The organism is Lentzea sp. NPDC037011 (assembly GCF_055607425.1).
The window spans coordinates 50,013-75,603 of sequence record NZ_JBVJRT010000022.1 but is presented as its reverse complement, the minus strand read 5'-3'; the positions used below and the strand labels follow the sequence as shown (position 1 = coordinate 75,603).

Here is a 25,591-nt window from a genome sequence, read left to right as displayed (position 1 = left end):
ACCCGCATCCTCTTCTTCCAACACCGATCATCGGAGTACCCGCATGCCCGTGTCTGAGCTGCAAACCGCCGTACTGGCCGACCACTCCGAGCACTCAGGCACCGCAGGCATCTGTGTCGTGTGCCCGCACCCGTGGCACGAGCACGACCCGATCGGTGTTCGCTACTGCACCGCGACCACCGCCTCCGCGCTGTCCCGAGGCTGCATCTGCCGGTGACGTGCGACACCTGATGCCACCACGGGAACTAATTTGCCCGCGGCGGTGTTGTACGAGGTGGTCGTAGAGTTTTGTGTTCGTGGTTCATCACGCTCGCGGAAACGGTGTTGCGGGCGCTTCTTTCTTTTTTCTGCAGGACAAGCTGGAGAAGTCGCCGTCTGAAGCCCGGCCTGGGAATCGCATTCCGCGGTGCCCACCCCAGCCCCTGACAAGGAGAAGGACAATGACACGGGGAACCGTGAAGTGGTTCAACGCGGAGAAGGGCTTCGGCTTCCTCTCCCGTGAGAACGGGCCAGACGTCTTCGTGCACTACTCGGAGATCGACGGTCACGGCTACCGCAGCCTCGAGGACGACCAGCGCGTCGAGTTCGAGGTGACCCAGGGCCCCAAGGGCCCGCAGGCCACCGCCGTCCGCGCCATCTGACCTCACATCGTGCTCCTACCAGCTGACACACGCTGACGGAGACACCAACCCGGTGCCCCTCGACCATCCCCCGATCGAGGGGCATCGGCCTCAGCACATCGGTTTTGCCACCGCCACACCACGGGTATCCAGGCGGTGTGACGACCTGACGCGGGTCGCCTGACATCCGGCACCTGCCAAATCCCACACCGATCGCCCTGGACCCCGGCGACGGAGAACGTATGCCGTCCCCGGAGGTACGAGCGTGAGTGCGCAAGTCGAATCGAACGTCCGTCAAGCCGACGCCGCACCGCAGCCCATGCTGGCCGGAGAGAAGTCCCCGGCCGAGATGTTCCTGGTCAAGTTGTTCGCCGTCATACCAGCGCTGGCACTGGCGGCAGCGGTTCCGCTGGCGTGGGGCTGGGGTCTGGGCTGGGTCGACGTCGGTCTCGCCGTTTCTTCCACACCCTCACGTGTCTCGGCGTGACGATCGGATTCCACCGCTACTTCACGCACGGTGCTTTCAAAGCCAACCGCGCACTGCGGATCGGGCTCGCGGTGACCGGCAGCATGGCCATGCAGGGCCCGATCATCGGCTGGGTCGCCGACCACCGCCGCCACCACGCCTACGCTGACCGCGAAGGGGACCCGCACTCCCCCTGGTTGTTCGGCACCTCGGCCACCGCGCTGGCCAAGGGGTTCTGGCACGCCCACCTGGGCTGGATGTTCCGCCGGGAACTGACCAATGCCGCACGCTTCGCCCCCGACCTGCTCGCCGACCCGGACATCCAGCGCGTCAACCGCTGGTTCCCCGCACTGACCGCCGTGACACTGCTCGCACCCGCGCTGATCGGCGGGCTGGCCACCTGGAGCTGGTGGGGAGCGCTGACCGCGTTCTTCTGGGCCGGTCTCGTCCGCGTCGCCGTGCTGCACCACGTCACCTGGTCGGTCAACTCGATCTGCCACATGATCGGCGACCGGCCGTTCGAGGCGCGCGACAAGTCCGCGAACTTCTGGCCCCTGGCGATCCTGTCCATGGGTGAGTCCTGGCACAACTCCCACCACGCCGATCCCACCTGCGCCCGTCACGGCGTCCGCCGCGGCCAGATCGACATCTCCGCGCGACTGATCTGGGTCTTCGAGAAGCTCGGCTGGGCCACCAAAGTCCGCTGGCCGAGGCCGGAACGACTGGCCCGCAACCTCAAGACCACCACTTCCTGACCCTCACACCCGTTTGGCGTCATCCGCAGCCACACCATTCGGTGGCAGCATTCACGGCGCAGCTCGGTTATTTTCGAAAGCAGCCGAGTCCCTTCGGCGAAGGCACAGGTCAAGCTCCAGGCTCGGTGATGACCCGGTCATCGGCGAGAGGGCTGCGTTATCCGCTCCGGCCCCCGGCGGCGCCCACTTCTCAGTCGCGCTGTCAGGAGTGCCGCCATGGCCATCCCGGATTCCTCCCCTGCTCACGAACGTTCACCGCGATCGATTGACGTCTCCGACGTCGTTCGGCTGGAGGCGGACACGCACGCTCTGCGCGCGCTGGACTACCGGCAAGGCGGTGACTCCTGTCTCGACGCGGTCCGCACCCGGATGCGGGAAGGGCTGCTGATGCTCGACGCGTCAGCCACCGAGAAAGTGCGGCGGCGGCTGCATGTCGCGCTGGCCGACCTGCACAACCTCGCCGGCTGGGTGTGCTTCGACGCCGGTCTGGTCAGCAACGCCCGCGTGCAGTTCACCCGAGCACTTGTGTTCGCCGGGTGGGGCCGGCACGACGGGCTGGTCGCCAACATCTGCTATCGGCTCGGCCGCGTGTGCCTGCACCACGAGAGCCTTGACGAGGCGTTGGACTACTTCCGGCTCGGCCAGCTCGCGGCGACGCGGCCGGGCAACGAGATCGCGGCCAGCATTCTGTCGGTGAACTCGGCGTGGACCCATGCCAAGCACGGGGCCGGCGACCAGGCGCTCGCCGAGCTCGACCGTGGCCGGGACCAGTTCGCGGCCGCCGACCACACCCAGGTGCCCGACTGGGCCAGGTTCTTCACCACGACCGATCTGTCAGCCGTCGCCGGCGCCGTGCACACAGATCTCGCCCGAACAGTGAGCCCTCGCCACACCCGAATCGCGATTCCGTTGCTCATCGAAGCGACCGACGACTACGACGACGACATGACCCGCAGCCGTGCGTTCAGCCTCGTCCTGCTGTCGATCAACCACCTGCTCGACCGAGACCTCGACATCGGCGTCGACATCGGATTCCGCGCGCTCGCGTCCGCCGAGACCCTGGCCTCGGCACGAGTCCGCGATCGCATCCGTCCGCTCGGCCGGCAAGCGGAACGGCACGCCTCCCACGCCGGCGCGCAGGAACTAGCCGCGAGCATTGCCACTTACGCCACCACCGGTCCGTCAGCACCACTGCGGTCCGCGCCGACGCCGACCGCCCAGCCACGAGCCCCGCACGACAACGACAAGTACTGATCGACGCGGTCCGTTCACGTATTTTACGCCATGGGAATCGGCAGGAGATTTTCAAGAGACCGCAATTCACGACAGAACCGTTCGAGTCACCGAGGTGTACAGGAACATCTCGGAGGAGTAGGTTGTGGGTTGTTGCTCAAGACCTCGGTAGCGTGTCAGACGCGAGCCGAGGTTTTTTCGTACAACAATTTGCCCCAGGAATAGAAGTAGTCATGCGAAAGCTCCGCACGACCATCCACGCCCTGATTGGAACCATCGTCGTCATCGGGGGTTTGACCGTCGTCACCCCGGTGGCACAGGCCATCACCATCCCCGTGGCGTGCAGCGAGAACGCTCTCGTTGACGCGGTGAGCCTCGCCAACTCCACGACCGCGACGGACACCCTCGTCCTGACGAGCGGCTGCACCTACGGTCTGACCTCGCCCCATGGCGGCCTGGCCAACGGACTGCCGGTGATCACCACTCGGATCGAGATGATCGGCCCTGCGACGATCACCCGCTCCTCACTGCTGCTCTTCCGCATCGCCGAGGTCAGCACCACCGGCAACCTCACCCTCACCACGTCGGTCGCGATCACCAACGGCAGCGTCGTAGGCCATGGTGGCGGCATCCTCAACCGCGGCGCGGTGACCTTCACCCGCAGCAGCTTGAGCGGCAACACGGCGACACTCAACGGTGGTGGACTGGCCAACGCTGACACCCCTTCCGGCACAGCGCCGGCCGCAACGTTCACCCGAAGCCCGGTGTTCAACAACACGGCTCTGCTGCGCGGCGGCGGCATTTACAACGGTCTCCGAGGCACGCTGACAACCACCGGCGTCTCCGGCAGCCCGATGCCGATCATCGGCAACACCGGCTCACAGGGTGGCGGCATCGCGGCCGTCAGATCCACCGCGACCACCATGACCCAGACCGCCGTGTCCGGGAACCTCGCGCTGCTGACCGCGGGGGGCGTCTACCGCAACGGCGGAACCATGACCACGACCGACTCGCCGATCAGCGCCAACACGCCGAACAACTGCGTCGGCAGCACCCCGGCAGTGCCCAACTGCACCGGGTAGTCAGATCCGGAAAGGACGTGCGGGCTTCCCTCCGGGAAGGCCCGCACGTCGCCTCACCCGTCCGCGGACCTGCCGAGCGAGCCGCAGGAGCGCTGGGCCGAGTGCGGCGCGATGGGCACCACCGCGCCATCCACCCACGTGAGGCGTAGTGTGAGGTGTGCAAGCCCCCTGCCTGAAAGGGGGTGTTCATGACCGATACGTGCGCCATCAGGCCCGTACAGTCACAATCCTCCGACACGGCCCCGTCGGCCACTGCCGAGCTCGCTCCTTCAACGGCCGCCCGTTCCCAACCCGTGGCGTGCCCCCGAGCGGGAGTGATGTGCTCCATCGGACGGTGACAAAGGGAGCAGCCCAGGCCAGGCCGGCGCGAATCTTGCACGCGCCACCGTGTCCGTCGAGCACAACCATCCACAAAGGACTGATAGTCGCATGAACAAAACCCCGGACGACACAGCTGTTGTCGCCCAGCGCCTGCACCTCGCCACCGGCTTCCTCGCGTCAGAACGAGGATGGGTCGTGGAACGCCTCGCCGCCCTCGGTTCGCGACTGCGGTCGTTCCGCGACGACCAGATAGACCTGGAAATCAGCGTGAAGGACCGCAAGGGCGTCGAGCAGCGAGTCACCCTCGAATGCTGGATCAACCGCACTCCTCGCCTGCATCTCGTCGCCACGTCGTCGGAGCGCGACCTGCCAGGGGCGCTCAACGAGGTACGCGACGAACTCGTCCGTCAGGTCGACGAGGCCAAGACCCGGACTGAACCACGCAGCAACCGCGCGCTGAGGTCTGTGCCCCGGCTGCCCGAGCACGAATAGCACCCGCGGTCAGGACGCGTTCCTCCTTCCGAGCGCCGGTATCCGTCAAACCACCTACCTGATCTCGGCGCGCGTCCGCCCGTTTGGCAGGCCACCTGGGGGCTAAGCTTTCGTTCGCACGAGATCACAATGGCGAGGAGTGACCAGCATGGGCACGAATCGGCATCTCGACATCCTCGTGGTGATCAATGAGATCGCCAGAGCGGACCAGGAGCCCACGGGTGTCCGTCATGTTTGTCTTGCCTGCCGGGCAGGCCTGAACGCGGCCGGCGTCGGGGTCTACCTGGCCGGTACCGTGCAACCGCTCGAAGTCATCGGGACGGCGGGCGAGGAGATGGCCGAGCTGCAGGTGACGATGGGTGAGGGGCCCGTATCGGAGGCTCTGCGGCAGAACCAGCCGGTGTTGGTGCCCGACCTGGCGAACGGGTGGAGTGCGCAGCGCTGGCCCGTGTTCGCCCCGGCCGCCGTCGCGGCGGGGGTGGCGGCGGTGTTCGTGATCCCCCTGACGATGGGGGCGATCGCGTTGGGCGCGTTGGAGATCTGCCGGGATGTCGACGGCCCGTTGTCGCCGGATGAGCTCGCGGATGCGCTGCTGTTCGCGGACACCGCGACAGCGCTGTTGCTCGGCCGGTCCGCGGCGCCGGCGGCGCTGGACGGCGGTGATCTGTGGGGTACTGAGCCGGAGCGTCGCTGGGGTGTGGTGCACCAGGCCACCGGCATGGTGTCGGTGCAGCTGGACACCGATCTCGGTGAGGCGTTCCTGCGGCTGCGCGCGCACGCGTACCTCACCGGCCTGCGTCTGTCGGAGGTAGCGGCGGACGTGGTCGCGCGCAGACTGAGATTCACCCCGGATACCGACCATGAGAAACAGAGGTGAGTCACGTGTTGGACCGGCGGATCACTCAGACCTTCGTCGAGCTTGCGGACACGCTCGTGTTGCGGTTCGACGCCATCGACTTCCTGCACACCTTGACCGAACGCTGCGTCGAACTGCTCGAGGTGGACGCGGTCGGAATCCTGCTGGCCGACCAGCGAGGTGCGCTGAACCTGGTGGCGGCGTCCACCGAGCAGGCCCGGATGCTGGAGCTGTTCCAGTTGCAGGACGAGGAGGGCCCGTGCCTGGACTGCTTCCACACCGGACAGCCGGTGGAGTGCGTGGACCTGGCGCAGGAGCCGCAGCGCTGGCCCCGGTTCGCGGGCGCGGCACGTGAGCAGGGGTTCTCCGCCGTTCACGCGGTGCCGATGCGATTGCGTGAGCAGATCATCGGCGCGCTGAACCTGTTCCGGACCTCGCCCGGCGCCATCCCGGAGGACGCGGTCGAGCTGGCGCAGTCCTTCGCCAACGTGGCGACGATCAGCATGCTCCAGGTTCGCGCGCTCCGGCACAGCGAGATGGTCACCGAACAGCTGCAGAACGCGCTCAACAGCCGCATCGTCATCGAACAGGCCAAGGGCATCCTGACCGAGCGCCTGCAGATCGATGTCGCGGACGCGTTCTCCCTGATGCGCACCCATGCCCGCAACAGCAACCAACTGCTGTCGGACATCGCGCAGCAGGTGATCGCGCGATCGCCGGAGGTCGCCGAACTGATGCGGGTCGACAAAGCCTGACGCCCGTAGAGGGGCGCCGCACAGCCCACGGGCGTAGCTCGACGGTACCGAGAGCACTTCGCGGAAGCCGGACCAGCGCCGTTCTCGGCGTTCCCCGTGAACGGTTGTCCGCCGACCGGGACGGGAGTGGTCGGCATGCTGCCGAACCAGCGCGCATACACGGTTCCCGTGCGGACCATCCTCGCGACCATCGGGCTGACCCTGGCCACGGTTGTGGCCGTGGTGTTCGTCATGCACGTCCAACGAGTGCTCGTGTGGATGCTCATCGCGGTCGTCTTCACCGTCGCGCTCTACCCGGCGGTGAACTGGCTGCAGAACCACGTCAGATGGTGCCGCCGCTCGCTGGCGACGCTGGTCGTGTTCCTCGTGGTCTTCCTGGTCTTCGGCGGCGTGCTCACCCTCTTCGCCATACCGCTGGCCGAGCAGGGCACGCAGCTGGCGACCCGGTTGCCGGACATGATCGCGGACGCACGCGGCGGCAGAGGCCCCGTCGGGACTTTGTTGGAGCGCACCAACGCGCTGGAGTTCGCCCGTGACAACGAGGAACGCATCCGGCAGTTCGCGACCGGACTCGGCACGCCGGCGCTGAACCTGCTGCGCAGCGCGGTCACCGGAATCGTCGCGACCATCTCCATCTTCGTCCTGTCCTACCTCGCGGTGCTGCAAGGCCCCGAAGTGATCGACGGGACCCTCGCACTGTTCCCGCCGCACCGCGCGGACCGCATTCACCGCGTAGGCCGCGAGTGCACGAAGACCATCACCGGCCACATCTCCGGCAACCTGCTCATCAGCGTCATCTGCGGCGTGCTCACCTACATCGTGCTAAAGATCTTCGGAGTGCCGTTCGCCGAACTGATCGCGGTCTTCGTCGCGATCGCCGACCTGATCCCACTGGTGGGCGCCACCCTCGGCGCGGTGGTCGCCGGCATCGCCGCCCTCATCCACTCGCTGCCCGCGGCCATCACCGTGATCATCTTCTTCATCGTCTACCAGCAGCTGGAGAACCACCTCCTGCAACCAGTGATCTTCTCCAGGACGGTCAAGCTCAACCCGCTGACCGTGCTCGTCGCCTTGCTGCTGGCGACCGAACTCGCCGGAATACTCGGCGCACTGCTCGCCATCCCGGTCACCGGCGTCATCCAGGTCGTCCTGCGCGACGTCTGGAACCACCGCGGCGGAGAGCCAGACGCTGGATCTGTTGTGGCAGCGGAGAACACGCATCAAGAACCGCTCGCTGACTGATCCACACAGGACGGTCGGCTCCGGCTGCCCGGCGACTGTGTCAAAGCCAGCCGCGGCGCCGGAAAACCAGGTAGAGGCCGGTGCACACCAGCGCCATGAGCAGCAGTGCGAACGGGTATCCCCACAGCCAGCTCAGCTCGGGCATGTGGTGGAAGTTCATCCCGTAGATCGTGCCGATCAGCGTGGGAGCGAACAGGATCGCCGCCCACGAGGAAATCCTCTTGATCTGCTCGTTCTGTGCGTTGCTGGCTTCGGCCAGAAGCCGCATCTCCTCGTTCTGCGCCTGGGTGACCAGAGTGGTGTTGACGGCGAGGACGTCGGCGAGCATGCCGCGGAAGCTGTCGGCCTGCTCGACCACGATGGTGGCGTGGCCGGCCACGTCGCGCAGATGGCGCCGCAGTTCCTCGTCGATGCCGTACTTGGCGAACCCGGCCGAGAGGCTGTCGAGGATCGTGAGCAGCGGTCGGGTGGCGCGTTGGAACTCCATCACCTCACGGGACAGCTCGTAGATTCGCCGGGAGGCGTTCGGGTCGCGGCTGAACACCTCGGACTCGATCTCTTCGATGTCGTTGTGCAGGCCGGACACTACGGGTGTGCAGCCGTCGACCACCGCGTCCAGCACGGCGTACAGCACCGCCTCGGGGCCCAGCCGCAACAGGTGGGGCCGAGCCTCCAACCGGCGCCGCACGCCGGCCAGATCCGGTGTCTCGCCGTGCCGCACGGTGAGCACGAAATTGGGACCCACGAACAGGTGCAGCTCACCGAACTCGACCCGCTCGGTGTCATCGCGGTAGTCGGCCGAGCGCAGTACCACGAACAGGGTGTCGTCGTAGCGTTCCAGTTTCGGGCGCTGGTGGGCTGTGATGGCGTCCTCTACCGCCAGTCCGTGCAGCCCGAGCTGGCCGGCGGCGTCCACCAGCTGTGCCTCGGCCGGTCGGTACAGGCCGATCCAGGCCATGCTGCTGGCTTGCCGCTCCAGCATTCGGAAGGTGTCGGCCAGCGTGGTCGGGGACGCGGCATGCCGCCCGTCCAGGTAGACGACGTTGTTGATGATGCTGGTTTCTGAGGTCACACCGGGGATGGTGCACGGTGCCCCGTGCGTGGCCGCGGCAGGATGCCGTCATCGTCAACGGATCGACCGATGATCTGCGCGGCGACCTCGGTCATGCGCAGCCGGGCGTGTTCGACGTCGGGGCAGACGTCGAACACGCTGTCCAGTCCGGTGATCGTCAGTGGCCGCAACACCACGCGTGTACATGCGACCAGACACATCCTGATGCCCGCCGTCTCCGCAGCTTCCCTGGCAGCGACCAGGACGGTGATACCGGCTGCACCGAAGAAGGTCACTTCGGTGAGGTCTACCACCAGTTGTGGGCAAGTGGGTCGCACGTGATCGAGGAGACGATCACGCAGCAGCGGGCTGGTGGACGAGTCCACCTCGCCGCACACCGCGAGTACGACCGCATCGGGCGGGGCAGGGCACACCGTGACGGTCAGAACCTCCCCATCTGGCTGGAAGTCTGGCCGGACAGCAGCTGCGCGTGCCGGACGGCCCGTCGACACGTGTTGGAGGAGGGGTGTCATGGGGACATCTCCTTGGTCGGGCAACGTTGCGCCTGCCCGGTTGCTTGTGAGGCGGATGGTCGAGCGCACCACGGAGGCCCAGTCACGCTCGTCGAAGATCCAGATCACTCTGGCTGAAATGTCGATCTGACCGTGCAACACGTCGTGCCGGGCACAAGCGGGAGCGGATCGCCAGCGGCCGGACGTTCGCGGACACAGCAGTCACGTGACTGTTCCATTGGGACTGTCTGGAAAGGCCTGCGCTGTGTCCCTGGTCGTGAGCGCGAGGATCCGGTCGATCATCAGGTCGGCTTCCGCCGCGCTGAACAGGCCCAGCCCGACCGTGTGCTGGACGGACGCGACCGTGCTCCGGCGGGGTTCCGCGATCCCCGCGACCGCGCCGTGGTAGCGGGAAGCTGATCAAGACGCGCCATGGGAATTCCCCCGGTCGGATGTCGTCATGCCGGGGTCCAGGGCACTTTCTGGGAACGATACTCCCTTGTCCGGACAACGTTCGATCATCGCGTGCCCCGGTGCCGGCCGGCCGCACACGCGCAAGACGCCCGGCCGTGTGCACGGCACGTCGTGTTCGTCCCCTTACCGGCGCTGCCTGAGGGTTCTCGGCGTGGGCTGAGGGCACCGGAGGCGAAGGAGGGACGGCGGTGTCGTTGGTGCCGCCTCAGGCGCAGGAGCGATCACCGGCGCCCACTCATCGGGTGAACCGGAGACAGGAGCGTCGCGATGGTCTCGGATCAGCTCAGTCCCCCCGCACGGCACCGGCTGACCGGCGCGGTCTCGCGTTGCGCTTGCAGTTGAAACCGCCTGGGGCGGCACTCGGGCCCGTCGACGGCGGCTGGTGGCCGTGGTCGGACGAGCTGGCAGCCGAGCTCCCCGTGCTGGTCACCGCGCTCGGCGCACGGCTCGGTCCGGTCAACCGTGTGTCATACCGTCTCGACACCTGGACCACAGTGGCAAGGAAAACACCCGTCGACGGTTGAATGGTCCGGTTCGAAGGCTTCCGATCGATCGATCGACCCGCACACCGTCGTGGTGATCGGGTCCGATCACCGGCGGGTCAGCCTGCTCGTCGTGCCGCCTGGCGTCCCGGAGGGTGCGGCACGCGTCCGCCACCGGCCACGACTCGACCGCGAGCGTCGCGGCCATCCTGGCTGGCAACGGCGTGCCGCTGGACGCCCACCACCTCAGCCCTGTGCTCATCCCCAGGACCCGCCAGGCTGAGCCGGCGGAAGAACGCTGGGAAACCGAAGGCGGACATCTGGTGACCAGGAAGCAGCCAGCCGAGGACCGGACGCCGTTCAGGGTGACGATCGGCGGGACTTCCGCTGCGGACTTCGCTCAGCAGACTCGCACCCTGTCGCCGTGGCGATCAGCGACGCGAAACGGTATCGCTACCAGCGTGCTCGGCGTAGGTTCGAGGGTGACCGGGTGACCTCCCGGCTCCACCAGGTGTTGTTACGTTGGCCCGGACCCCGCTGACACGCGCCAGGGTCGACGGGACGTGGACGCCATGCCGAACGCCTTCAGTGCCGCTGACAGCTCGGACGGCCCGCCGCAGGGTGGGTTCCAGTTGCCGTCCGCTGATCTGCCACGCCTGGAGCTGGAGAAACTGCTCGACGAGGTGTCGGCGCGGGCGCAGGACGTGCTCGCCACTCAGGGCCGGTTGCGGCAGCTGTTGCACGCGCACGCCGTAGTGGCCAGTGACCTGAGCCTGCAAGCGGTGCTGCAGCACGTCGTGACCTCGGCACGGGATTTGCTGGAGGCCCGCTGCGCGGCGCTTGGTGTGATCGGCGAACACGGCCTGCTCGACGAGTTCGTCCATGTCGGCATGGACGAGAACACCGTGGAGCGAATCGGGGAGCTACCCTGCGGCAGGGGGAGCGCGGCGACGGCGAGACGGGACTTCATCCGTGAGTCGATGGAGTAGCCCACGATCCGGTTGGAACAGGCGTCCTTGACCGTGCAGAGATACAGCTTTCCTTCGGCGGTGTGGTGTTCGGTGATGTAGGCCAGCCACAACCGGTTCGGCGCGGTGGCGGTGAAGTCGCGGCGGATCAGGTCGTCGTGGACCGGCGGGCCGGTCTTCTTGCCGTTGCGGCCGCGTTGCTTGCCGAACGCACTCCACCAGCCCATGGACGAGCAGATCCGCCACGCGGTCCGATCCGCTGTCGCCAGGCCGGCGTCGCGGGCTTCGTCGGCCAGGAACTAGTAGCCGAACTCCGGGTCGTCGCGGTGGGCGTCGAACAACGCGTTCGCTCGATACGCCCGATCGAGTTCGGTGGCGGTGACCGGCCGGGCACGCCACCGGCAGCACGGCTGTCGGGCGATCTTCAGGACCCGGCACGTCACCGCGACGGGAATCCCGTCGGCGGCGAGCTCGTTCACGAGCGGGTAGAGCCTTTTCCCGGCAGGTTCGCCTGCGACAGATACGCGGTCGCACGGCGCAGGACCTCGTTCTCCTGCTCCAGCAGCTTGATCCGCTTGCGCGCTTCCCGCGGCTCCGCTGACTCGGCCCTGCTCGCACCGGGCTTGGTGCCTTCCTCGACCTCGGCTTGCCGCAGCCACGTGAACAAGGTCATCGGGTGAACCCCGAAGCCCTTCGCGATCTGCTCGACGGTCACGCCGGGCTCGCGGTCACGGGCGACCCGCACGACATCGTCGCGGAACTCCCGGGGGTGGGGCTTGGGCACAGCGACATCTTCCCAGCTCACCATCACGGCAAGCCAACTCAGATGTCACCTGTCGGTGCAGCAGACCCTGTACTGGTGATGACGGGTTCTGCTGTGGACGGGGAGTCGGTGTGCCGGGCGTCGACCTTGCGACGCCAGGGGACTTCGTTCTGGCACGACCAGCTTTCGCACGTCGGACAGCATTTCGACTCGCAGAAGGCACGCGCAACACGATCGGGTGCCCATTCGAGACGGTGGATTTGCTGAAAGGGAGGAAATTTGCGCAATGAGGGAGTCGGTGGCAGGATGCGCGGTCGCCCGCAGGGCGATCGTCGCTGATGATCCAAGGCCGTGCGGTGAATCCTGAAAGGACTTGATGCCGAGTGGACGTGTTCGATCCTGTGCCGGTGCTTCCGGTGGTGGTTCCCTTGGCGGCGGTGGCCTTCCTGGCGTTGCTGTGGGTCCTGCACCGTCGTGGCCGTCTCACGGTGCCGCGTGCCGGTGTCGCTCTCGCGCTCTGCGTGTACGTCGCCGAAGTCGTTGCGAACACGGTGTTCCCGATCTACCTGAGCGCGCTGGCGACGGAAGCGCGATGGAAGGTCTACTTCGGACTGGTCGACGGCTACGACGTGGGTGACGCGGTGACGAACATCCTGGTGTTCATGCCTGTGGGCATGATCGTGCCGCTACTTCTGGCCACACCTTCGTGGTGGCGTGTGCTAGTCGCGTCAACGGCATTCAGCGCGGTGATCGAGTTGAGCCAGTTCTTCACCGGCAACCTTTGGGGCGGTGGCCACCTGGCCGACGTGAACGATCTGCTCTTCAACGTGGTCGGCGGTGTGCTGGGGTACGGCGTGTTCTCCCTGCTGACTCGAGTGCCGGCCCTCGCCGCTTTCATCGACCTGTTCCGCTGGAGCGACCCGCGTCCTGTGGTCAGTTCGTCATCGCGGTGACCGGTCGAACCGGCGGCGGATGTCCAGCAGGTGGTGCCGCAGCTCGTGCAACGTGTGCACCGCCAGCCCAGCGCACAGAATGCTTGACCGCTTCCGGGTGCGAAACGGGGAGCATGCGCTCCCAGTCACCGGGCTCGAGCAGGTCCAGCACCCGCGCGAACATCGCGGTGAAGTCCATGAGCCGGTGTGCGACGTCGCCGGAATCCGAGCCCTGGCGCGGCAGGTCCTGGCCGGGTTGTCCGACGACGACCTCGACGATGTCCTGCAGGTCATCGCAGAGTTGTTGTTGAACAGCTGGTGGTAGCCGCCGTCCACCGGCTTCAGCCGCCACTGCTGGCTCGCCGCGTCAGGGCTGCGCTGCTCCTGCTGAATCCGGACGCCGTCCGTTCCCGCCACGTCCAGCGCGTTGCCGCTGCGCACCGACACGAACCGGTAGTACGCACCGGCGTCGACGGCCACCGGCTCCGAGTCGCCCCACACCACCCCCAGGTACGCACCGGCCAGCGCCGACACCCCCAGCGCCGCGGTGATCACCGTCAACCGGCCGCGGTGGTGCTTGCGTCCCCGCGGTCCACCGGCCCGGCGGTCCGCAGTGGACCCGGTCTTGCTCATAGCAGCGCTCCTTGAGTCTGCCGTGCCTTGGCACGGCACCGAGATCGGTGATCGTCTTCCGACCTACGTGCAAGTTGCCGCTGCTGCGGGAAAGGTTTCCGCCGAATCCGGAATCCTCGTGGACCTGCGCACCACGAGACCGGCCAGTCGGTGTCCCCGTCCCGGCTACTCGCGTTCGACGACGATCGCGCAGGCGGTCGCTCCGGCGCCCGTGCCGATCAGGAGCGCGCACTCACCGGCTCCCAGCAGGTCACCCGCCAGGATGTCAGCCAGGTTCGCCGGCAGGTCCCCGGCCCCGAGGTGCCCGGTGTCCGTCCCGAACGCGCGGTAGCGGTCGCGCAGCGCACGTGGCAGGGCACGCCGCACGACCTGGTCCGTCACCTGCGCACCCAGCCGGTTCGACGAGACGAGTGCGATGCGGTCGCGGGCCGTGTCCTCGTCCCCCAGACCGGCGTCGGTCAGTGCGGTGCCGACGGCCTCCTGGATCACCTCGCGGGAGCCCTTCAGGTTCGCCGCGAACCCGAGCGCGTCCTCCTGGGGACCGGAGACCGGCTCGGGCAGCGGGCGGAACGGGTGGAAGGCCGGGAAGGTCTCCTCGAGCTGCGGGCGGCCCGCCGAGCCGACGGAGCGGATGACCAGCGGGCCCTCGTCGCGGCCCAGCAGAACGGCGGTCGCGCCGTCCCCGAAGACGGTGGCGGGGGCCGTTCGCCACCGGTCGTACGGGAGCGCGCTGAAGTTGCCCGCGGTGGTGCACAACGCGTGCCGGACGCTGTCGTCCGCCTGCATGAAGGTGGTGGCCCAGCCGATTCCCGCGGCACCGCCGTTCGACATCTGCGCCAGCCCGATTGCGACGGCCCGGGACGCGCCGAGCACCCTGGCGAGCCGGTGCGCGGGCGACCAGGGGTCTTCCTCTCCCGGGGTCATGCCCGCGTAGGTGACGAGGTCGATCTCCGCGGGATCCACGCCGTGGTCGCCGAGGCACTGCCGAGCCGCCTGCCACCCCATCCACCAGGCGGGCACCGCGGCGCCGACCGGCACCTCGGAGCACGCGGCCCCGGCGGCCTGTTCCGCGGTGACCGCTCCCGCTGCGACGGCACTCGCCGCCGGGTAGCGCTCGTCGGGCAGCCACGTCGTCGCAGCGGTGATCCGGACGGTGCGCTCGACCCTCATGCCGGTCGCTCGTCGGGTCGAAGGCGGACCGGCACGGAGAACAGGGTGCGGTCACCCAGGTTCGTCGTCCAGCGCAGGTCCTCGATCGGGACGGCGAGGGACAGCCGCGGGAACCGCGCGAACAACGCGGGGAGCGCCGTGGTCGCCGTGGTCAGTGCCAACGGCGCACCCGCGCAGAAGTGCGGGCCGTGCCCGAAGCCGATGTGACCGGTGTTGCCGGGGCGGGACACGACGAGCTGATCCGCGTCCGGGTAGGCCGACGGGTCGCGGTTGGCGGCGGCGACCACCACGAGAACGGTGGCGTCGCGCGGGATCGTGACCCCGCCCACCTCCACGTCCTCGGCGGCGAACCGCCAGGTCGCACACGGCGTCGGCGGGTACCGGCGCAAGACCTCCGCGAGCACCGCCGAGCACGACGCCGGACCGGCCGTGATCGCTTCGAGCAGGTCTTCCCTGGTGGACGCCAGAGCGGCGGTGTGAGCCAGCAGCGTCGTGGAGGTCGTGGTCCCGGCGAACACGGTCAGGGCGACCATCGACATCACCTCGGCCAGGCTGAGCCTGCCGCCGGGGTGGTAGTCGCGGAAAGCCAGCTTCAGCAACGTGTCGGTGCCGGGGAACCGGTCGTGGTCGTCGATCGCCTCCAGGATGAGCTGTTGCTGCGCGTCCGCGGCTTCCCGCGCCTCCGCGCTCCGCGGATCTGCGTCTGCGACGACTGTTCGCACAGCGGGGAGCAACCGGTCGAGGAGGGACTTCTCGATTCCGATGACCTCGCTCATCACCGACGTCAGCACCGGCCCGGCGAACGCGGTCACCAGGTCGGGCGCTGTCGCTGCGGCCAGGGTGTCGAGGCTGGTCGCGACGATCTCGGTGATCCGCTGACGGCGCCGGTCGACGGCCTTCGGGGCCAGGCACCTGGTGAGCAGCTCCCGCAGGCGGCGGTGGTCGGCTCCGTCGGTGTTCAGCACGTGCCGGCCCAGCACCGCGTAGCTGTCCTCGGGGTGCCTGCCCCCGTCGAACAGGTGGGCGGGATCGGACAGCGTCGCCGGGTCCTTCCTCAGCCGGCCGTCCAGCAGGACGGCTTTCGCCTCGGCGTAGCGGGCCACGACCCAGACCCGGAGCCCGGTCGACAGCACGACCTGCTGAACCGCGTCTCCTCGAACCAGCGCGGCCAGCATCGAGTCGTTGTCGGTCTGGTTCGGACTCAGCGCGAAGACGCTGGACACCGGGTCACACCCCGCTGTCGGCGAAGAGCCGCTCGCGCACCTCACCACGGCGCCACTTCCCGCTGCTGGTCCGCGGCAGCCACCCCCGCGCGACGAGCCGGACGTCGACGTCGGCCAGCCCGACCTCATCGGCGATCCGGGCACGGATGCCGGCGACCAAGGCGGCCTGGTCGTCGGTCTGCGTCTCCGCCACGACGACCATGCGCTCACGGGACACGTCCGCCACGACGACCACGTGACGCTGGTAGACGCCGTCGAGGTCGCGGACTGCCGTCTCCACGTCGTGGGCGTGGAAGTTCCGGCCGGCCACCACGATCATGTCGCTTCGCCGGCCGGAGACGTAGAGCTCACCGCCGAGCACGAACCCGGTGTCCTGCGTGCGGAACCAGCCGTCCCGGATCGCGGCGTCGGTGGCGGCGCGGTCGTCGAGGTAGCCGCGCAGCATGTTCGCCCCCCGTGCTTCGATCTCGCCGAAGTGCCCTTCGTCCAGCTCCCCGCCCGCGCCGTCAGTGATCCGGAACTCGACGCCGGGGAAGGCGGGCCCCTGCGACACGACGGGCACCGCACCGGGTTCTGGGCCGTCGTGGACCACCACCCGGCCGCCGTCCCGCAGCGACGCCCGGTCGACGTGGACGACCTTCGCGACACGGCCGGCGGGTTGCAGCGAGATTCCCACGCAGAACTCCGCCGCACCGTAGCCCGGCGTCATGACGGTCGGGCGGGCGCCGAGCGGGCCGAGCAGTTCGTCGAACCGCCGCAGCGTCGAGGAGGCAACGGGTTCACCGGCGTTGATCGCGGCCTTCCACCCGGTGAGGTCGATGCCGTCGAGCCGCCCGGCCGCGGCCGCGTCGAGGATGCGGTCGTAGGCGAAGTTCGGGCCGGTGAAGAACGCGATGCGCTGGTCGGCGAAGTACCGGAGGGTTTCCGCGGTGCGCCGGACGAACGTCACGGGGCTGAACATGTGCAGGTCGCTGCCGGTCACCAGGTGGGTCAGCAGCGTCACGAGCCCGAAGTCGTGGAACAGCGGCACCCACACCATCGCGGCGTCCCCGTCCTCCACACCGCCCCGCTCGGCTGTGCCCAGCACGCTGGCCACCAGGGCACCGTGTTCGATCATCGCCCCCTTGGGCGAGGAGGTGCTCCCGGAGCTGAACTGCACCACGGCCAGGTCCTGCGGTTTCGGTGTCGCGGACCGCGGGACTTCCGGCTGCGGTGCGCAGTCTGCGATGCGCACCACCGCGACGTCCGGGTACCGCTCCTGCACGGCGGCACCGAACTCGTCGAACGGCGGTCCCACCAGGACGCACCGGAGGTCCGCGCTGCGGACCAGCGCGTCCATCCGTTCCAGAGCGGACTCCAGTCCCCCTGCGAACGACGGCACGGGAATCGGCACCGCCGCGACGTTCGCGGCGAACACCCCGAAGAGCGCGGAGACGAACTCCGGCGACGTCGCGGCGAGGATTCCCACCCGGTGGCCGGGCCGGTCGTCCAGACCCGCGCGGCGCAGTTCCGCAGCGACCCCGTACGCCCGTGCCGGGATCTCCCGGTGGGCAAGCGAGGTGTTCAGCTCCGGGAAGACCAGCTCCCCGGCCGTCCGCTGCGCGAGGACCGGCAGCAGGTCGGCCATGGTGCGGAGCTCCTGGGTTTCGGCGAGCCAGCGGAGTCCCGGCTTTTCGTTCCGTGAACCGGGAGGGGTGGCCGTGTCGACTTCCAGCCCCATTGGACTTTCCTCCACCTGGTCCCGATGTGCCGTCACGACGGTGCGAACGCCGGTTCACCGTAGGAAGGACGCAGGGTGTCGACCATGTCCTGTTCCGATAAACGGAACGACCGCGAAGTCCGGGCCCAGATCACGCACGGCGGCCGCGAACTGGTCAGCGCGCCCCGGAGGAGCGGATCCCGGCTTCGACCAGGTTCGCCAGATCGGCCACGGTCCGCACCCGCACCAGGGTGTCGGGGTCCAGTTCGAGGGCGAACTCGTCCTCGATGGCGGTGACCGCGGTGAGCAGCCGCAGCGAGCTGGCGTTCTCGAGGTGGGTGAGCTGTGCGTCGAGGGCGATCTCGGCGACGGGCACGTCGAGCGCGGCCGACAGGTGGCCGACCACCACTCGCGCGAGGTCATCGGGTGACGTCATTCGGACATCCTCTCGGCTGCAACCGGCCGCGCCTGGAAGGGCGGCATCTCCCGAACGACGCTATCAGCGAGGTTCAGCTGTGCAGCTCCGTTCTTCTCGTGCCGCCCTCCACAGCAGACGGTGAACCGCAGGACCCGCAGCGGCTCTTCTCCGGACGTTCAGGTGGACGGCCCTCACCGTCCACACTGGACATCCCGGTCAGGCGCCGGTGTGCCTCATCCGGCAGGACGCGCGCCGATGACCGAGCAGACCGTGGTGCCGCGATAACCGAGCCGGACCTGCTCGGGCAGGACGCGCACCGTGAAGTCCTCGGGGAGCGGGTGTGCCTGGAGCCCCGGGGCGTCACCGTAGGGCTCGAAGCCGCAGCGGCGCAGCCGGGTGATCCAGGTGGCGGCCGGCTCGTGCCGCTCGAAGCGCTGGTCGTCGGTGCGCGAGCCGACGATGTTCATGATCTCGCGGGCGAAGAACGTCTTCATGTGGTCCTTCTCCTGCTGGGTGGCCGGAGCGGCCTCGATGGCGCGCAGGATGGTGCCGAAGAACCGCCACGAGTTGAAGAACCGCTGCGGGAAGGACACCTCGTGGTGGTCGGTGTCGAACTCGTTCAGCACCAGCCCGCACGGGTTCAGCTCGCGCAACCGCTGGAAGAACTCGTCCCTGGCGTCGTGACCCGGGCTCGGGTCCTGCATGTGGTGCAGCGCGAGAGAAGCGTTGACCACCAGCGGGACGTCGATGTGGGACAGGCCCATCCAGTCGGCGTCGTCGAGGTCCTCCGCCACCTTCGCCACGGGACGGAAGTCCAGCTCGACACCGTGCTCGGCCGCGACCTGCCGCAGGGTGCGCTCGGCCGTGGCCAGGCTCTCCCGGTCGGGGTCGACACCGATGACCGTGCAGCGGCACAGTCCCGGGTTGCCGGTCGCGAGACCTCGCAGCAGCGCGCTCTCCTGGCGGCCGTGCCCGATGCCGACCGACATCAGGGCGAAGTCCTCGGCGGTGCCCACCTGCCCGGCGAGCAGCTCGTTGACGACCCGGCTCGTGTCCATGAACGGCAGGTGGGTGGTGAGCAGGTAGTACAGGTCGATCTGCGGCTGGTCGTAGTCCTGCCGGTACAGGTTGGTCTCCGAGGGGCTGCCGTGCTCCTCGACCCGGTTGACCAGTGCGGCCCGGTAGAACTCGTACGCCGCGTCCTGCGGCTGCACCTCGGGCCCGAGCAACTTCTGCAGGGTCTCCAGCGCAGGACGGGCCTGCGCGGAGCGGCCGGCGTGGACGTGGGCGACGGCGTCGCACAGCAGGGCGAACTTCTCCATCGGGCAGCAGCTCCTCGGGACTGACCAGAACTTCTCGGCATGGCTGTCATCACCGGCGGCATCCGAATGCCGCCGACGGGCTTCTTCACGGGGTGGCGGCCGCGAGGGCGGCCGGTGCCTCCAGGGCTCGTTTGAGGTCACCGAGGAAGACCATCGCGTCACGGCCGTTGACCACGCGGTGGTCGTAGACCAGACCGAGGTGGGCGAACCGGCGGGCTTCCGGCCTGCCCTGCTGGTCGAGGACGAGCTGTTCGTCGATGCCGCCCAGGGAGAGCGCGCAGGTCTGGCCGGGGAAGACGATGGGGGTGGCGAAGACCACGCCGTCGGTGGTGTGCGGGGCGATCAGGATGTTGGCGCCGGTGAGCTCGTCGGCCCGGAAGGTGCCGCGGGCGGCCTTGTCGCGGAACTCGGTGATCAGGTCGGCGATCCGGGTGACGCTCAACGCGGCGGTGTTGTGCACGACCGGGGTGTACAGGCCCTTTCCGGCGTCCACGGCCACCGCGACGTGCGCGCTGGCGGCGGGCTGGACGGTGCCGTCGTCGAGGAGCCGGGTGAACAGGCTCGGGTGTGCCGGGAGCTGGTCCGCCACCGCCTTGACGAGCAGGCCGACCAGGGAGACGACGCTGCCGGTGCGCTGGCGCAGTTGCCGGGCGAGGTCCTGGGCCTGGCCGACGTCGACCTTGGCGTAGGCGGCGGCGGCCGGGATGGTGCGCATCGACTCGGTGACCACGGCGCTCACCGCCCGTTGCTGCGCCGACAGCCGTTGGCCGGTGGGGGCATCGGCTTGTGCGGGGCTGGGCAGCAGCGCTTCGACGTCGGCTGCGCGGATCACGGTGCGGCCCAGTCCGCGCAGGTCGTCGTCGGTCAGGCCGTGCTGGTCCGCGAGGGCGCGCGCCGCCTTGGTGAGCGTCAGACCGGCACCGGTGGCCGGCTCCGGCGGTGCCGCGGGGGCGGCGGCCGGTGCGGAGAGGTAGGCGCGGTGCTCGTCCGCGGAGGCGAAGAGGTGGGCGACGGTCTGACCGGGGCGGCAGTCCGCGCCGTCCGCGACGAGGGTGTGGAGGATGCCGTCTGCGGTGCTGTCGATCTCCTCCTGGGCCTTGGAGGTCTCGACCACCACCAGCGGCTGCCCCTTCTCGACGCGTGCGCCGTGCTCGGCGAGCCACTCGACCAGGACGTAGCCCGCGTCGTTGGTGTTGAGGGTGGGCAGCTTGACGCTGATCACTGGGAGGCCTCCGTGAGGGCGCGGCGCAGTGCGGGCGCCTGGAGCAGGACGGTGTGCTCCAGGTGGGCGGCGGTGGGGATGACGCTCGGCCGGGCGCTGAGCAGCAGCGCGGGCTGGGCCAGCCGGTGCCACAGGTGCTGGTGCAGCTGCTGGGCGAGCATCTCGCCCCAGGTGCCACCGGCTGCGCTGTCCTCGGCGACGCAGATGCGGCGGGCGCGGGACAACGTCTCCAGCAGCGGTTCGACGGTGAACGGGTGGAGCCGGGAGGGCACCAGCAGCTCGCAGGTGACCTCTTCCTCCAGCAGCAGGGTGCGCATGGCGGCGACGGCTCGCTCGGTCAGGCCGCCGGGGGCCAGGATGATCCAGTCCGGGTCGGCGCAGTCCACGGGGAACACGCGCGCGGTCCGGCTCGGGTCGTCGAGCAGCTCGTACCGGAACAGGTCGTCGACGATCCCGCCCTGGTGCATCGTGCGGGCGTAGAGCGTCTTGTCCTCGAACAACATGCAGGGCTGCTCGCTGGAGAGCATGGCGGTGAGGACGTCCGCGTTGTCGTGGAACGGCGACATCTCGTGCAGGCTGAGCGCGGGGATGCCGATGAAGTGCTTCTGCAGGCTCTGGCTGTGGGTTGGCCCGTAGCCGCGGTTGCCGCCGGTGGGACAGCGGACCACCATGCTCATCGGAACGGTGCGCCCGTACATCGACACGGACTTGCTGGCGAAGTTCAGGAGCTGGTCGAAGGCGAGCGCGGCGAAGTCGGAGAACATCATCTCCACGACCGGGTGGTTGCCGGTCAGCGCGAGCCCCGCGGCGACGCCCACGATGCCGCCCTCGCTGATCGGCGAGGAGATCACGCGTTCCGGGTGGCGGTCCGACAGGCCGCGGGTGGCCTTGAAGGCGCCGCCGTACGGGTCGGCGACGTCCTCGCCGATGACGTAGGCGCGGGGGTCGTCGTCGAGGAGCGCGTGCAGGGCCCGGTTGAGGTTGCCGATCACCCGTTCCGGCCTGGTCACGAGTGCTCCCAGCGGGACGCGGGGCGGGCCTGGACCTCGCGCACGACCTCGGCGATCGCCTGTCGCTGGTTCCGGTCGGCCACGGCGAACTGCTCCGGGTGCTGCGCTTCGTACCGGCGGTACCAGTCGTGCTCGGCCGCGTGCCGCATCACCTCGGCGGGGCGGGAGTCGTCTCCCTTGCTGTGCGGGCCCACCCGGTTCGTGCTGAACTCCACCACCAGGGGCTGGTGCCGGGTGCGGACGTCGTCGACCAGGCCGGACAGCTCCCGGCGCACCACGGCGACGTCGTGAGAGGTGACGTGGTGGTGGCGGATGCCGAAGGCCGCCGCACGCGCCTGGATGGTGCCGGCCATCTGCTGCTCGGTCGGGGTGGACTGGGCGATCCTGTTGTTCTCGACCACGACCAGCAGGGGCAGCCCCCACAACTGGGCCATGTTCAGCGCCTCGTACACCGCGCCTTCGCCCCACGTGCCGTCGCCGACGTGCACCACCGCGATCCGTCCTGGCTCGGTCCGCCGCAGGTGCAGGGCGACGCCCGCGGCCACCGGCAGGCTCTCGCCCTGCACGCCGGTGGACAGGTAGCGGTCGCGGAGGATGTGCTGGCTGCCGCCCACCCCGTTGCACACAGCGCCCTCGCGTCCCATGATCTCCGCCAGCAGGCCGTGCGGGTCGCGGAAGCGGGCCAGGTAGTGGCCGTGGCCGCGGTGGTTGCTGAAGACGTGGTCGCCCTCGTCCAGCAGTGCGTAGAGCGCGACGGGGATGTACTCCTGCCCCAGGCAGGTGTGCGTGGTGCCGTGCAGCAGACCCTGCGAGAACAGCTCCAGCAGGGCCAGTTCGAAGTGCCGGATCATCAGCAGGGTGTCGAGGTCCTCGGCCGCCAGCCGCGACAGGGGTTCCGCGCCCGCCCGGGGCTGAGGCAGCACGGTGGTGCTGCCGCCGACGAGCGGGGGTGCTGTGCTGGCCACATTCGTCTCCCAGTGCGATTCAACGAACAACAGCATTCGAACAAAAGTGCGGCGACCTCATTTTGACTCATTTTTTCAATGCGAGTCGGGCCTTTCCCCGCAAAGTCTGGCAGGTCGACCCAATTCCACAGAAGCCATCATTCCAACCCGTGGGACAAGCTTTTCTGAACAGCATCCGCATGTACGGAGCGTCCACTGCGCGCAGTCCAATTTCACCCTGATGGCCGTTGCGGTGCATACATCCGGGCTATCAGCTCGATGACCGGTGACGTCGAATACATAGTTGTTCAGTCAAACGGAGTCCACTGAGGAGTGATGACCTTGCGTCTGTCGCAGAAGTTCGGGGTGTCCGCTGTCGTCGCGGTGGCGGTTGCCGCCGGCATGGCAACGCCCGCGATGGCCGATTCCAGCAGCAACGTGTACGGAACATGGCCGAACCGGCTCGCGCACGCGACATTCACGAGCTACGGCGACTCGTTCACGGTCTGGGACGACGAGGCCGACGGCCGGGCCGCCGTGGTGTTCTGGCAGGCGGGGGCGAGGACCGGTGAGTGCGTGAACAGCAAGGGCGACAACACGTCCAAGACCTGCAACTACGACTTCACCGAAGGCGTGCGGGTCACGTGGAACCTCACGGCGCAGGGGTGGGCGAACCCGGGGTGCTGCACCGCGGTCGTAGGACCCACGCAGTACGACAAGGCCTGACCCACCGCCGCGCCACCGGTTGCGGATGACCGTGCAACCGATGGGCGTGGTCACGACAGGCCGGTGACCGTCCACAGCCTCGGCTGTGGACGGTCACCGGCCGTCAGGCTCCCGAGGACGGCCCGAGCACCACCGGGAACGTCCTCGGCGCGTGCACGTGGACACTGCGCCGGAACGTCAGCTCCTCCTCCACGGCGGCGGCCCGCAGCTTCGGGAAGCGGCCGAACAGCGCGGTCAGCGCGACCTCCGCCTCCAGCCGCACGAGGGCGGCTCCCAGGCAGCGGTGGATGCCGTGGCCGAACGCGACGTGGCCGGTGGTGTCGCGGTCCGGGTCGAGGCGGGCCGCGTCGGGGAAGCGGGTGGTGTCGCGGTTGGCCGCCCCCGTGGAGAGCATGACGGAGGCGCCGCGCGGGATGGTGGTCCCGGCGATCTCCAGGTCCTCGGTGGCGAACCGCAGCGAGGCGTTGAGGGCGGGTGAGACCCACCGGAGCAGTTCCTCGACCAGCTCGGGCGCCGTGTCCGGCTTCAGCCGCTCCAGTGCCGCGGGGTCGGCGAGCAGGGCGCGCACGCTGTTGGTGACGAACACCGCGGTGGTCTCGTGGCCGGCCATCAGCAGGAGCATCGCCATGGCGACGATTTCCAGGTCGGAGAGGCGTTCGCCGTTCTCGGAGGCGGCGATGAGGCCGGAGAGCAGGGCGTCGTCCGGGTCGGCGCGGCGCAGCGCGACCAGACCGCCGAGGTAGTCGGCGAGCTGGGCCGAGGCGCGGACCAGCTCGGGTTCCGGGCACTCGTCGATCAGCACGGTCGACCAGTGCGCGAAGTCCTCGCGGTCCAGCTCGGGCACGCCGATCAGCTCGCAGATCACCTCCATCGGCAACGGGATCGCGAAGCGCGCGACGAGGTCCACCGGCTCGTCGGTGGGCAGCGCGGACAGCAGGTCGTCGGCGAGGGTCTGCACGCGGGGGCGGAGCTCGGCGATGCGGCGGGCGGTGAACGCCTGGGTGACGAGCCTGCGCAACCGGGTGTGGTCGGGCGGGTCGAGCGAGGTGAGCATGTGCGACATGGGCGCGGGCAGACCCGGTGGCGCGGTGGCGCGTTCGTCGGCGGGCAGCGCGGCGCGGTAGTCCTTGGCCAGCCGCGGGTCGGCGAGTCCTTCGCGCACGTCGGCGTACCGGGTGACGAGCCAGGTCGGTCCCGTCTCGAAGGTCAGCTCGCGCACCGGGGTGTGGTCGCGGGCGTGGCGCAGCGCGGCGTGCGGGTCGCGCCAGTACAGGTCCATGAACTCGGTGTCGTCCACGGCGCTCAGTCCTTCACCGCGGTCGCGCTCATGCCGGTGACCTGGTGGTCCGGCCAGCGCGCCCCATCGCCCTTGGGCTCGTCACCGAGGACGGTGACGCGGTACCCGACCCTGCGCCCGGTGTAGTCGTTGACGGCGTGGTGCTGGGTCGCGCGGTTGTCCCAGACCGCGACCGCGCCCTCGGTCCACCGGTAGCGGCACACCCGCTGCGGGCTCTCCGACACGGTGAACAGGTGCGGCAGCAGCACCGCGCTCTCCTCGGCGGTGAGCTGCGGGATGCGCTTGGTGAACATGCGGTTGACGTACAGGGAGCGCCGGCCGGTCTCCGGGTGCACGCGCACGACCGGGTGCTCCGCCTCGCTGCGGAAGGAGCCGAACTCCAGCACGTGGACGGCGGTGAGGCCGTCGCACAGCTCCCGGATCGGCGCCGACAACGCCTCGTAGGCCAGGTACTGGTTGCTCCACATCGTGTCGCCGCCGACGGCGGGCGACTGCGCGATCTGCAGGACCGAGGCGATGGGCGGCGACTGGGCGTAGGTGACGTCGGTGTGCCAGACGTCGGCCTTGGCGCCCTGCTCGGAGTCGAGCACGACGACCTCCTCGTGCTCGGGCAGCTTCGGCAGGAGCTGGTGCACCTCCAGCTGCCCGAACCGCCTGCCGAACGCCTTGTGGTCCTCCGGCGTGAGCCCGGCGGCGTCGGGGAAGAACAGCACCAGGTGTTCGAGCAGCAGCCGGTGGATCCGGTCGAACAGGGCGTCGTCGACGTCGGCGAGCGCGATGCCGCGGATTTCGGCACCGAGTGCGCAGGTGAGCGGACGCACGTCGAGAGAGGTCATTTTCCACCCATTCCTGATAACCATTCCGCACACACGGAACGGATGTGCAAAAAATCTTCTGAATGCTTGCTTCCAACGCTTTTCAGC

28 protein-coding genes and 1 pseudogene are annotated in these 25,591 nt (G+C 68.8%); 14 read left to right on the top strand and 15 right to left on the bottom strand.

All coding sequences use genetic code 11. The features are described 5' to 3' along the window. Window positions 1–43 precede the first annotated feature (43 nt). The 9 genes and pseudogenes from ACZ7CH_RS39225 to ACZ7CH_RS39185 all read left to right on the top strand — a co-directional run bounded on the left by ACZ7CH_RS39225 (window position 44) and on the right by ACZ7CH_RS39185 (window position 7,822). On the top strand, window positions 44–217 hold the full coding sequence (locus tag ACZ7CH_RS39225) for an RGCVC family protein (RefSeq protein ID WP_458433053.1): 174 nt from the start codon (window positions 44–46) through the stop codon (window positions 215–217). Between the two features lie 223 nt (window positions 218–440). Then, window positions 441–641 (top strand): cold-shock protein, encoded by a 201-nt coding sequence (locus ACZ7CH_RS39220; protein WP_360388152.1) that lies wholly within the window; start codon window positions 441–443, stop codon window positions 639–641. A 298-nt stretch (window positions 642–939) separates the two neighbouring features. Continuing rightward, a pseudogene (locus ACZ7CH_RS39215) lies at window positions 940–1,841 on the top strand (acyl-CoA desaturase). A gap of 216 nt (window positions 1,842–2,057) precedes the next feature. After that, entirely contained in the window at window positions 2,058–3,095 is a 1,038-nt protein-coding gene (locus ACZ7CH_RS39210; protein ID WP_360388151.1) for a transcriptional regulator, read from the top strand. A gap of 152 nt (window positions 3,096–3,247) precedes the next feature. Beyond that, the gene (locus ACZ7CH_RS39205; protein WP_470376267.1) at window positions 3,248–4,156 is read left to right on the top strand and encodes a hypothetical protein; all 909 of its coding nucleotides are present in this window, start codon (window positions 3,248–3,250) and stop codon (window positions 4,154–4,156) included. Between the two features lie 429 nt (window positions 4,157–4,585). After that, window positions 4,586–4,969, top strand: a complete 384-nt coding sequence (locus ACZ7CH_RS39200; protein WP_360388145.1) for an HPF/RaiA family ribosome-associated protein — start codon at window positions 4,586–4,588, stop codon at window positions 4,967–4,969. Window positions 4,970–5,117: 148 nt separating this feature from the next. Further along, window positions 5,118–5,846, top strand: coding sequence for a GAF and ANTAR domain-containing protein (locus ACZ7CH_RS39195; protein ID WP_360388387.1), 729 nt, complete (start codon window positions 5,118–5,120; stop codon window positions 5,844–5,846). After that, window positions 5,843–6,580: a GAF and ANTAR domain-containing protein gene (locus ACZ7CH_RS39190; protein ID WP_470368391.1), complete on the top strand. Its 738-nt coding sequence runs from the start codon at window positions 5,843–5,845 to the stop codon at window positions 6,578–6,580. The genes ACZ7CH_RS39195 and ACZ7CH_RS39190 overlap by 4 nt, the downstream gene beginning before the upstream one ends. A 135-nt stretch (window positions 6,581–6,715) precedes the next feature. Next, window positions 6,716–7,822: an AI-2E family transporter gene (locus tag ACZ7CH_RS39185; RefSeq protein ID WP_470376266.1), complete on the top strand. Its 1,107-nt coding sequence runs from the start codon at window positions 6,716–6,718 to the stop codon at window positions 7,820–7,822. A gap of 40 nt (window positions 7,823–7,862) precedes the next feature. On the opposite strand, the gene ACZ7CH_RS39180 is transcribed toward ACZ7CH_RS39185, so the two are convergent. Then, a complete protein-coding gene (locus ACZ7CH_RS39180; protein ID WP_470376265.1) occupies window positions 7,863–8,894 on the bottom strand; it encodes a magnesium and cobalt transport protein CorA in 1,032 nt (343 codons plus the stop codon). Beyond that, window positions 8,891–9,514 (bottom strand): STAS domain-containing protein, encoded by a 624-nt coding sequence (locus tag ACZ7CH_RS39175; protein ID WP_470376264.1) that lies wholly within the window; start codon window positions 9,512–9,514, stop codon window positions 8,891–8,893. The genes ACZ7CH_RS39180 and ACZ7CH_RS39175 overlap by 4 nt, the downstream gene beginning before the upstream one ends. Window positions 9,515–10,047: 533 nt before the next feature. Here ACZ7CH_RS39175 and ACZ7CH_RS39170 point away from each other — a divergent pair. From ACZ7CH_RS39170 to ACZ7CH_RS39160, 3 genes are all read left to right on the top strand, one after another. Continuing rightward, a complete protein-coding gene (locus ACZ7CH_RS39170; protein ID WP_360388132.1) occupies window positions 10,048–10,383 on the top strand; it encodes a DUF5994 family protein in 336 nt (111 codons plus the stop codon). Then, a complete protein-coding gene (locus tag ACZ7CH_RS39165; protein ID WP_470376263.1) occupies window positions 10,322–10,624 on the top strand; it encodes a DUF5994 family protein in 303 nt (100 codons plus the stop codon). The genes ACZ7CH_RS39170 and ACZ7CH_RS39165 overlap by 62 nt, the downstream gene beginning before the upstream one ends. 280 nt (window positions 10,625–10,904) lie before the next feature. Then, complete coding sequence (locus tag ACZ7CH_RS39160; RefSeq protein ID WP_470368395.1) at window positions 10,905–11,330, top strand: hypothetical protein; 426 nt, start codon at window positions 10,905–10,907, stop codon at window positions 11,328–11,330. 278 nt (window positions 11,331–11,608) lie between these two features. Here the strand turns inward: ACZ7CH_RS39160 and ACZ7CH_RS39155 are convergent, their stop codons facing one another. Together ACZ7CH_RS39155 and ACZ7CH_RS39150 are read right to left on the bottom strand one after the other, a co-directional pair. Beyond that, window positions 11,609–11,788 carry a hypothetical protein gene (locus ACZ7CH_RS39155; RefSeq protein WP_470368396.1) on the bottom strand — a complete coding sequence of 60 codons (180 nt, stop codon included), beginning with the start codon at window positions 11,786–11,788 and terminating at the stop codon, window positions 11,609–11,611. Continuing rightward, window positions 11,785–12,093 carry a transposase gene (locus ACZ7CH_RS39150; protein WP_458433062.1) on the bottom strand — a complete coding sequence of 103 codons (309 nt, stop codon included), beginning with the start codon at window positions 12,091–12,093 and terminating at the stop codon, window positions 11,785–11,787. The genes ACZ7CH_RS39155 and ACZ7CH_RS39150 overlap by 4 nt, the downstream gene beginning before the upstream one ends. Before the next feature lie 362 nt (window positions 12,094–12,455). Between ACZ7CH_RS39150 and ACZ7CH_RS39145 the strand changes: the two genes are divergently transcribed. Continuing rightward, window positions 12,456–13,025, top strand: coding sequence for a VanZ family protein (locus ACZ7CH_RS39145; protein ID WP_470376262.1), 570 nt, complete (start codon window positions 12,456–12,458; stop codon window positions 13,023–13,025). On the opposite strand, the gene ACZ7CH_RS39140 is transcribed toward ACZ7CH_RS39145, so the two are convergent. From ACZ7CH_RS39140 to ACZ7CH_RS39100, 9 genes are all read right to left on the bottom strand, one after another. Further along, complete coding sequence (locus ACZ7CH_RS39140; RefSeq protein WP_470376261.1) at window positions 13,014–13,637, bottom strand: RICIN domain-containing protein; 624 nt, start codon at window positions 13,635–13,637, stop codon at window positions 13,014–13,016. The two genes, ACZ7CH_RS39145 and ACZ7CH_RS39140, sit on opposite strands and share 12 nt — an antisense overlap. 165 nt (window positions 13,638–13,802) lie before the next feature. Beyond that, the gene (locus ACZ7CH_RS39135; RefSeq protein ID WP_470376260.1) at window positions 13,803–14,807 is read right to left on the bottom strand and encodes a ketoacyl-ACP synthase III family protein; all 1,005 of its coding nucleotides are present in this window, start codon (window positions 14,805–14,807) and stop codon (window positions 13,803–13,805) included. Next, window positions 14,804–16,030 carry a cytochrome P450 gene (locus tag ACZ7CH_RS39130; protein ID WP_470376259.1) on the bottom strand — a complete coding sequence of 409 codons (1,227 nt, stop codon included), beginning with the start codon at window positions 16,028–16,030 and terminating at the stop codon, window positions 14,804–14,806. The genes ACZ7CH_RS39135 and ACZ7CH_RS39130 overlap by 4 nt, the downstream gene beginning before the upstream one ends. 4 nt (window positions 16,031–16,034) lie before the next feature. Continuing rightward, window positions 16,035–17,750, bottom strand: coding sequence for an AMP-binding protein (locus ACZ7CH_RS39125; protein ID WP_360388102.1), 1,716 nt, complete (start codon window positions 17,748–17,750; stop codon window positions 16,035–16,037). 154 nt (window positions 17,751–17,904) lie between these two features. After that, on the bottom strand, window positions 17,905–18,165 hold the full coding sequence (locus ACZ7CH_RS39120) for an acyl carrier protein (RefSeq protein WP_360388099.1): 261 nt from the start codon (window positions 18,163–18,165) through the stop codon (window positions 17,905–17,907). Between the two features lie 215 nt (window positions 18,166–18,380). Continuing rightward, window positions 18,381–19,469, bottom strand: coding sequence for a GRAS family protein (locus tag ACZ7CH_RS39115; protein WP_470376258.1), 1,089 nt, complete (start codon window positions 19,467–19,469; stop codon window positions 18,381–18,383). A gap of 85 nt (window positions 19,470–19,554) precedes the next feature. Next, window positions 19,555–20,691, bottom strand: a complete 1,137-nt coding sequence (locus tag ACZ7CH_RS39110) for a 2-oxo acid dehydrogenase subunit E2 (RefSeq protein WP_470376257.1) — start codon at window positions 20,689–20,691, stop codon at window positions 19,555–19,557. Continuing rightward, window positions 20,688–21,701, bottom strand: a complete 1,014-nt coding sequence (locus ACZ7CH_RS39105; RefSeq protein WP_470376256.1) for an alpha-ketoacid dehydrogenase subunit beta — start codon at window positions 21,699–21,701, stop codon at window positions 20,688–20,690. Before ACZ7CH_RS39105 ends, ACZ7CH_RS39110 begins: the two co-directional genes overlap by 4 nt. Beyond that, the gene (locus ACZ7CH_RS39100) at window positions 21,698–22,666 is read right to left on the bottom strand and encodes a thiamine pyrophosphate-dependent dehydrogenase E1 component subunit alpha (RefSeq protein ID WP_360388087.1); all 969 of its coding nucleotides are present in this window, start codon (window positions 22,664–22,666) and stop codon (window positions 21,698–21,700) included. The genes ACZ7CH_RS39105 and ACZ7CH_RS39100 overlap by 4 nt, the downstream gene beginning before the upstream one ends. Before the next feature lie 315 nt (window positions 22,667–22,981). On the opposite strand from ACZ7CH_RS39100, the gene ACZ7CH_RS39095 reads away from it, so the two are divergent. Further along, window positions 22,982–23,371: a hypothetical protein gene (locus ACZ7CH_RS39095; RefSeq protein WP_360388084.1), complete on the top strand. Its 390-nt coding sequence runs from the start codon at window positions 22,982–22,984 to the stop codon at window positions 23,369–23,371. A 103-nt stretch (window positions 23,372–23,474) separates the two neighbouring features. Here ACZ7CH_RS39095 and ACZ7CH_RS39090 read toward each other — a convergent pair whose 3' ends face one another. Further along, the gene (locus ACZ7CH_RS39090) at window positions 23,475–24,668 is read right to left on the bottom strand and encodes a cytochrome P450 family protein (protein WP_360388081.1); all 1,194 of its coding nucleotides are present in this window, start codon (window positions 24,666–24,668) and stop codon (window positions 23,475–23,477) included. Between the two features lie 5 nt (window positions 24,669–24,673). Continuing rightward, complete coding sequence (locus tag ACZ7CH_RS39085; RefSeq protein ID WP_360388078.1) at window positions 24,674–25,504, bottom strand: TauD/TfdA dioxygenase family protein; 831 nt, start codon at window positions 25,502–25,504, stop codon at window positions 24,674–24,676. Window positions 25,505–25,591: the final 87 nt, after the last annotated feature.